Genomic DNA, 2,622 nt, shown 5'->3' on the forward strand with positions numbered 1-2,622 from the left:
ATAAGGCCTTTGTCGGCTTATGCGACGGGCAACCGGGTTTGGGCCGAAGTGGACCGCACAATTCTGGAATGCGCGGCCACACAAGCACGTCGTTCTGCGCCGGGCCCAGTTGCAGAACACCAGCAAGCCCGGAAGGGGTGCCTCGATCAGGGCACTCACCTCACGGCGCGAAACCGATGACCGCGGTGCCCTTCTGGCAGGCCGCGAGGACGCCTTCGAGCTGAGACGGCGCGCAGGTCCAGCCGGCCACCGACTGCTGCTGACCGGTGGTGATCTTCGGTCCGTACTGGGTGGCGATGGTCCGTGCCGAATCGCAGGACACGTCACCGGCGAGGATCATGACTCGCAACGCGCCGTCGGGGCCCGGGATGGTGCCGCAACTGGTGTCGGAATCGTCGGACGCGGTCGCACTCGACGCCGTGGTCGACACCGGCTTGCGACCGGGGACCACCGGCGGCGAGGTGGCGGGCTGTTCGGCGGACTGTGATCCCGACTCCGCGGCGCCGGCCTGAGAGGTCGACGAAGCGGTGGTCACGTCCTGTTCCGCGCCGCAGGCCACGAGCGTCGATATCGCCGCCGCGAGTCCGAGAGTCGCCGCCGCGACCCTGATCGGTCGGCGAGTGCGGCTCGTGGTGGGACCGGTGGGACGAGTTCTGCGCGACATGGTTCACCACGGTAGCGAATGCGGTGTCGTCGACCGCACAGGTAGCCGGCGCCGGCCGTCGGTTTGGGGTGGGCGCGCCCGACCTGCGAAGATGCTGGACGTGAGCAGTACCGGAACCGAAGTCGCCGACCCCACCTACGCCGTCGGCACCACCCTCGCCGGCACCCGTGGGCGCACGGGGACGATCACCACACCGCATGGTCCGATCCACACCCCCGCGTTCATCCCCGTCGGTACCAAGGCCACCGTGAAGACGGTCCTCCCGGAATCGGTCTCTGCCCTCGGCGCCCAGGCCGTGCTCGCCAACGCCTACCACCTGTATCTGCAGCCGGGGCCGGAGATCATCGACGCGGCCGGCGGGCTCGGCGCGTTCATGAACTGGCGGGGGCCCACGTACACCGACAGCGGCGGCTTCCAGGTGATGTCGCTGGGTGCGGGGTTCAAGAAGGTCATCTCGATGGAGGCCACCGGCACCCCCGACGACGACCTCACCGCCAACGGCAAAGAACGGCTCTCGCGGGTCGACGACGACGGGGTGACCTTCAAGTCGCACCTCGACGGTTCGGCGCATCGTTTCACGCCGGAGGTGTCGATGCAGATCCAACACCAGCTGGGGGCCGACATCATCTTCGCCTTCGACGAGCTGACCACCCTGATGAACACTCGCGAGTACCAGGTGAATTCGCTCGAGCGCACCCGGTTGTGGGCGATTCGCTGTCTCGCCGAACACAATCGGTTGAGCGTCGAACGCGCACACCGGCCGCAACAGTCGCTCTGGGGTGTCATCCAGGGCGCCCAGTACGAGGATCTGCGGCGCAAGGCCGCCCGTGACCTCGTCGCCTTGAGCGAGGCGGACCGCGCTGCCGGCGGAAAGGGCTTCGGCGGTTACGGCATCGGCGGAGCACTCGAGAAGGACAACCTCGGCACCATCGTCGGCTGGGTCAACGACGAACTCCCAGAGGACTCCCCGAAACACCTCTTGGGGATCAGTGAACCCGACGACATCTTCACCGCCATCGAGAACGGCGTCGATACCTTCGACTGCGTATCGCCGACCCGGGTCGCCCGCAACGGTGCGATCTACTCACTGGACGGCCGGTACAACGTCACGAATGCCAAGTATCGCAGTGACTTCCGGCCGCTCGACCCCGAGGTCGAGAACTACACGTCGCAGTACAGCCGGGCCTACCTGCATCATCTGTTCAAGGCGAAGGAAGGCCTCGGCCCCACGCTGGCGACGCTGCACAACGTGTCCTTCATCGTCACGCTCGTCGACCGGGCCCGCCAGGCCATCGAGAACGGCACATACACCGAGTACCGCGACGAGTTCCTCCGGCGTTACTACGGAGGTCCCCGGTAGGCGTAAAACACTGCTAGAAGGGCGGTGGGTTGGCGTCGTTCCAGCGCTTCTCGGCGCGTTGGTGGCGTCGGAAGTCGTTGTCGCGCTGGGTGTTGAGTCTGTCGCGGGCGGGGTGATCGGGTGACCGTCTGGGGAAGAGCTTGTTGAACAGGTCGCGTCCGCTGAAGGCGTTGCCGACGAACATGTGCCCGGTGGGTGTGGTGAACCAGGCGGTCTGGAATTCGTCTTGGTGGTCCTGCCAGCTGGTGAAGGTCTTGATGCGGTGATGGAACCGGCACAGCGGTTTGAGGTTGCGCGCATCGGTCGGGCCACCGCGACGCGGGTCGGTGTGATCGAAGGGTTCGGTGTGGTCGAGATCGATCTGCCAGACCGGGGCGTTGCAGCCCGGGAAGGTGCAGCACAGTTCGCCGGCACGCACCAGGGCCTGCAGCTTCTTCGACGGGGTGTACCGCGTTGTCGAACTGTCTGCGTCTGGAGCCGGTGAACCGTCGGGTCCGGTAGGAGCGGGGTGGATGTAGGTGCGGCGCGCTTCGGCGAGCAGCTGCCGGGCGGTGTCGGCGTCGATGATGCCGTGGCGGTCGAGGAAGGCGGGATCGTT

At 66.6% G+C, this 2,622-nt stretch carries 3 protein-coding genes; 1 reads left to right on the plus strand and 2 read right to left on the minus strand.

The window, feature by feature from the left end; translation table 11 throughout:
- Positions 1 to 160: 160 nt before the first annotated feature.
- The gene (locus M4D77_RS23670; RefSeq protein WP_171011718.1) at positions 161 to 664 is read right to left on the minus strand and encodes a hypothetical protein; all 504 of its coding nucleotides are present in this window, start codon (positions 662 to 664) and stop codon (positions 161 to 163) included.
- 91 nt (positions 665 to 755) lie between these two features.
- On the opposite strand from M4D77_RS23670, the gene tgt reads away from it, so the two are divergent.
- Positions 756 to 2,024, plus strand: a complete 1,269-nt coding sequence (gene tgt / locus M4D77_RS23675; protein ID WP_159369894.1) for a tRNA guanosine(34) transglycosylase Tgt — start codon at positions 756 to 758, stop codon at positions 2,022 to 2,024.
- A 13-nt stretch (positions 2,025 to 2,037) separates the two neighbouring features.
- Here tgt and M4D77_RS23680 read toward each other — a convergent pair.
- A partial coding sequence (locus tag M4D77_RS23680) for an HNH endonuclease signature motif containing protein (RefSeq protein WP_259937713.1) occupies positions 2,038 to 2,622 on the minus strand: 585 nt, incomplete at its 5' end.

This window comes from Gordonia sp. p3-SID1431 (genome assembly GCF_025143765.1).
GTDB lineage: Bacteria > Actinomycetota > Actinomycetes > Mycobacteriales > Mycobacteriaceae > Gordonia > Gordonia hongkongensis.